Consider the following 4878-nt stretch of genomic DNA (forward strand, 5'->3'; position numbering starts at 1 on the left):
CCGCAAACTTTTTGCCGCGCTGGGCCTGCACCGCACGGTCTACCCCCGCATCCACGCGGGCGCGGGTGGTGGCGGCGGCGTTGGCCGCCTCTGCAAACGCAGGGGACATAGTGGTAAACACTAGGGTAAAACTTAATACTAGGGACAGCAGTTTTGTAAACATAGGAGCCTCGTTCGTAAAAAATAATTGAGCAACAATACGGCTTTATACTTATGTTATAGCACCCTTGAAGACAAATTACAAGGGAAAAAGGGCCCAAAAATAATCTGGGTCTTTTGGGTATAAAAAAACGTGCCCGACGGAAATTTGCATTACCGCAAGCACGCAAGGAGGCGGACCCGCCGCCTCTACCCCTTATTTTAACATAAAAAATGAATAAAAAACAGGGGGCGCGGCCGCCTTAAACCCCTTATATAAAAACCCCCGCCGGGGCGGGGGAATATTTACCAATCCTGCGCTTTGCCCAGGTTGTTTACAGGCAGTTGCGGGCCGAAAGTAAAACTGCGGGGCATTTCATGCACGGTTAATTTTTGGGAAAGATAAGTGCGGATAATACCCAAATGGGATTCGTTGTAGCCGTTGTTAAGTACAATAAATGCTTTTAAGCGGAAACCTTCTTCCGGGCGCATTAAACGCACTTTGCAGGCTTTTACGGCCGGGTGTTTGGAAAGCACTTCTTCCACATGGGCCGGATAGACGTTAATTCCGGCCACCTGCACGCAGTAATCCGTGCGGCCCAGCGGGCGCAAGCGGCGGGGGGACTCCATTTCGGCCTGGTCCGGCAGAACCTGCCACCGGGGGCCGGATTTGCGTTTCAGGCGGATTTGGTCGTTAGGGTCTATTTCCCAAAAGTCAAACACTTCAAAAGATTCGTTAGCGTGGTGGCGGCGGGCAATAGCGCCGGTTTCGCTGGCGCCGTAAATTTCCGTAAAGCGGGCCAGTTTTAATTCATACAACCGGGCAATCAGCTCATCCGCTAACGGAGAAGTGGCGCACAAGGCGTGAATTTCCGGCGGGAATTCCTTGCCGTTTTCCGCCCAATACTGCCAAAACAGGGGGAACCCCACCACCAAATCCCCGGGTTGGAGGAGTTCCTGCCAGTTGGCCGTGGGCAGTGGCGGCAGTGCAACCGTGTCTACCCCCAAAACGTGCGGGAGCATAACGGTAAATGTAAAGCCGTACAGGTGGTGGGCGGGAACCAGGCTGACAATGCGTTTAACGCCCGCGAACTCCGCCTTTACGCCGTTGGCTTCTTCGTCCATCATCGTAATTGTATGCGGACATTTTTTATAAGCCCCGGTGGTGCCGGAAGTTAAAAAATTAATCAGCCCGTAATATAGGAAAGCGGCGTAATAATAATTGACCATATTTTCTAAAGAAGAAAAATGCTTGGCCGGTTGGTTGAACATATCCCCGGCTACTTCTTCAAACCGGGAGCGTTGGGCTACGGTAAGGGCGTTAAATAAGGCGGCGGGGTTATCGTGTTCAAAAACGGAGAGGGCATCTTGTTTGGTGCGGGCCAGTTCTGCGCGCAACGCGTCGGAAAGTATACGTTTAATGTCGTTTTTAGTCAGCATAGGTGCGGTTCCTTATTTTTGGCGGTGCTGGTCCACATACGCGGCCAGGGTGCCTAAATCCTTAAATACCGCGCGGCCTTGTTGCATATTTTCTATGGTGATGCCGTATTTTTTTTGCAGTAGCATAAACAGTTCCACCGCTTCTAAACTGTCTAACCCAAAACCCTGTTCCCCAAAAATAGGCGTATCGGCGCCAAATTGGGCAAGGTCCGCGCCGGCCATTTCCATATTGGCGGAAATAAGCTGTTTGATTTCTTCCATAGTTTGCATTGGCTTTCTCCCACAAACGGCAGTAATTAAAAAGTGATAAGGATATTTTACACAAAAGCAATAGCGTTCGTCAGCGGATTTTTTGGCGCGCGGCGGGGCGGTTTCTTTTTGGAAAAAAACAGCCGTTAGGGGAATAAAATTCCTCAGCGGCGCGGTTGTAAAACACGTCCAAATAACATAAAATTTAAGTATATATACTGTTAAAATGCCGGAAAACGCACGGCCCCTGCGGCCTGCGCCTCCCCGGGCCCGCTATAAGGCGGCGCCCATACATTTCTAAAGGATTTTATGAAACACCTGCTGCCTAAACTGCCGCATAAATGGCTTATTTTTACCGTCACCGCTACGGGTACTTTTATGGCTACTTTGGACGGTGGCGTTGTGAACGTGGCCTTGCCCGTTATGGCCAAACAATTCGGCGCGGATATTGAAAACATCCAATTTGTCGTAAGCGTTTATTTGTTGGTTATTACCTGTTTTTTGCCCATTTTCGGGAAACTTTCCGATATGTACAGCCGCAAAAAAATGTATTTGGGCGGGTTTTTATTTTTTGGGATTGGCTCTCTGCTTTGTTCTTTATCCGGCAGTTTGCCCCTGATGATTTTTTCCCGCGCAGTACAAGGGTTGGGCGCCTCGTCCATGATGGCCAATGCCCAAGCCGTAATTGCCAAAGCCTTTACTGGCAAAGACAGAGGCCGCGCGTTGGGCAGTGTGGGGGCCGTGGTGGCGTTGGGCTCCCTGGCGGGGCCTGCCGTGGGCGGGTTTTTAATACAGCATTGGGGGTGGCAGTCCGTATTTTGGGTGAATATTCCCGTTTGCCTATTGGGCATTTGGCGCGGGGTGCAAATTATACCGCGTTTTAACCCCATTGCCAAGGTGCGCATGGATATAGCCGGGGCCGGGTATTTTTTATTGGGAAGTTTCCTGTTTTTGTTTGCGCTCAATGAAGGCCCGTCCAAAGGGTGGACTTCGCCCCTTTTACTGGCGGCGTTTGCGCTTTGTGTGGTGTTTTTTATGTTGTTTTTACGGCGGGAAAAAGTATCCAAAACGCCGTTTATCGGCCTGTCTATTTTTAATATAAAAGCCATTTCCTACGGGTATGTGGTGGCGGTTTTGGGGTTTATGGCTATTTTTACCAATGCGGTGCTGTTGCCCTTTTATTTAACGGATATTATGCACTTGGACCCGGTACAAATCGGCCTGTTGTTATTGCCGTTTCCGGCGGCGTTGGCGGTGGCTTCCCCGGTGAGCGGGGTGCTGTCCGAAAAATACTCCGCCCGCTTTATTACAACGGCCGGGCTCGGGTTTGTGCTGTGCGGCGCCCTTTTGTTTGCGTTTATTGGGGATAACCCCTCGTACGCGTATATTGTACTGGCCCAACTGGTAATGGGCACCGGCAGCGGCACTTTTCAGGTACCTAACAATAATACGGTTATCAGCGCGGCCCCCAAAAACAAATTGGGCATTGTTTCCAGCGTAAACGCCTTGGCCCGCAATGCGGGGATGATTATGGGGATTGCGCTTTCCGTAGCCGTATATGCCGCCGTACAGGGGGCTTATTTGCGCGCCGGAGCCGCCGCCCAAAGTGCGTTTTTGCACGGTTATCAGGCGGCTATGTTTTTTGGCGCGGCGTTAGCGGTGGCGGGGGGAGTTTTTTCCCTGCGTAGGGAATAAGTGCCCTGGAATTATTGGCAACTCTCATAAAAAAGGCCCCGCCGTTCAGCGGGGTCTTTCTTATAAATAAGCGCACCATGCGGGATTAGAAGTTTTCCGGATGGACCATAAAGTAGGCTTTCGGGTGCGCGCAGACGGGGCAGACTTCCGGCGCCTTTTCGCCAATGTGGATGTGGCCGCAGTTGGCACATTCCCACATTACGATACCGGTTTTAGCAAAAACTTCTTGGGTTTGCACATTCTTTAACAGTTTGCGGTAGCGTTCTTCGTGCATTTTTTCAATTTTGGCTACTTCTTCAAACAAGAACGCCAATTTGGTGAAGCCTTCTTCTTTGGCTTCTTTGGCAAAAGTGGCATACATATCGGTCCATTCATAGTTTTCTCCGGCGGCGGCATCAGCCAGGTTGGTGGCGGTGTCGGCAATTTCGCCCCCGTGCAACGCTTTGAACCACAGTTTGGCGTGTTCTTTTTCGTTATTGGCAGTTTCTTCAAACAGTTTGGCAATTTGCACAAAGCCTTCTTTTTTGGCTTTGGAAGCATAATAGGTATATTTGTTGCGGGCCTGAGATTCGCCGGCAAAAGCGGCCATCAGGTTTTTTTCGGTTTTGGTTCCTTTCAATTCCATAGTAAACAGTCTCCTTATTTTTTTAGATTCTTCCGGCAGTGCGTACAGACACCGCTGGTTTGCAAATTCACATTTTTAATATCCCCCAGCGCTTTTAACGCATCCGGCACCGTTAAATGCTCGTCTTGCGGGGGGAACGCATCATACACTTCGCCACATTCCATACATACAAAATGGTAGTGTTCTTTCAAATCGGCATCAAAGCGGGCCTTGCTGGCTAACCCCACCCGGAACACAAGCCCCATTTGCTCCAAAGAAGCCAACGTGCGGTAAACGGTATCTAAAGATACATTGGGCATGGTGCGCCGCACGGAAGCGTATACGCTATCCGCGTTGGGGTGCGCTTTGGATAAAGCCACCGTTTTATAAATTTCCACCCGTTGCGGCGTCACGCGCAGGCCGTGCGCTTTGCAAATGCGCTTAAATTCTTCCAAGCGCTCGGGGGAAACGGAGGTGGGGGGAGTATTAGTCATAAAAATCCTTAATAATAATTTTTCTTAAATAAGTATACCAATATTTGCGAAACTATGCAAATGTTATTTATATTAAGCGCGGCGCGTTATTTTTTTGTATCCTAATAAATATGAAAGACAGTACCACTTGCCATACCGTAATTATAGGTGCCGGGGCCGCGGGGCTGATGTGCGCCGGAAGTTTTAATGCGGATAAAATTGTAATAGAACACAACGCCCGCCCGGGGGCCAAATTGGCCGTATCCGGCGGCGGGAAAT

The 4878-nt window shown here is 50.0% G+C and carries 5 protein-coding genes; 1 reads left to right on the forward strand and 4 read right to left on the reverse strand.

What is annotated here, in order from left to right; translation table 11 throughout:
- Positions 1 to 444 precede the first annotated feature (444 nt).
- Positions 445 to 1578: an AMP-binding protein gene (locus tag ACQY18_RS06280; RefSeq protein WP_428039255.1), complete on the reverse strand. Its 1134-nt coding sequence runs from the start codon at positions 1576 to 1578 to the stop codon at positions 445 to 447.
- Between the two features lie 12 nt (positions 1579 to 1590).
- A complete protein-coding gene (locus ACQY18_RS06285) occupies positions 1591 to 1848 on the reverse strand; it encodes a phosphopantetheine-binding protein (protein ID WP_176777786.1) in 258 nt (85 codons plus the stop codon).
- A gap of 288 nt (positions 1849 to 2136) precedes the next feature.
- Here ACQY18_RS06285 and ACQY18_RS06290 point away from each other — a divergent pair, with 288 nt between their 5' ends.
- Positions 2137 to 3522, forward strand: a complete 1386-nt coding sequence (locus ACQY18_RS06290; protein ID WP_428039256.1) for an MFS transporter — start codon at positions 2137 to 2139, stop codon at positions 3520 to 3522.
- A gap of 85 nt (positions 3523 to 3607) precedes the next feature.
- Here the strand turns inward: ACQY18_RS06290 and rbr are convergent, their stop codons facing one another.
- Complete coding sequence (gene rbr / locus ACQY18_RS06295) at positions 3608 to 4147, reverse strand: rubrerythrin (protein WP_176777784.1); 540 nt, start codon at positions 4145 to 4147, stop codon at positions 3608 to 3610.
- Positions 4148 to 4161: 14 nt separating this feature from the next.
- Positions 4162 to 4620 carry a Fur family transcriptional regulator gene (locus tag ACQY18_RS06300; protein WP_428039257.1) on the reverse strand — a complete coding sequence of 153 codons (459 nt, stop codon included), beginning with the start codon at positions 4618 to 4620 and terminating at the stop codon, positions 4162 to 4164.
- Positions 4621 to 4878 lie beyond the last annotated feature (258 nt).

The organism is Candidatus Avelusimicrobium faecicola (assembly GCA_900540405.1).
Classification (GTDB): Bacteria; Elusimicrobiota; Elusimicrobia; order Elusimicrobiales; family Elusimicrobiaceae; genus Avelusimicrobium; species Avelusimicrobium faecicola.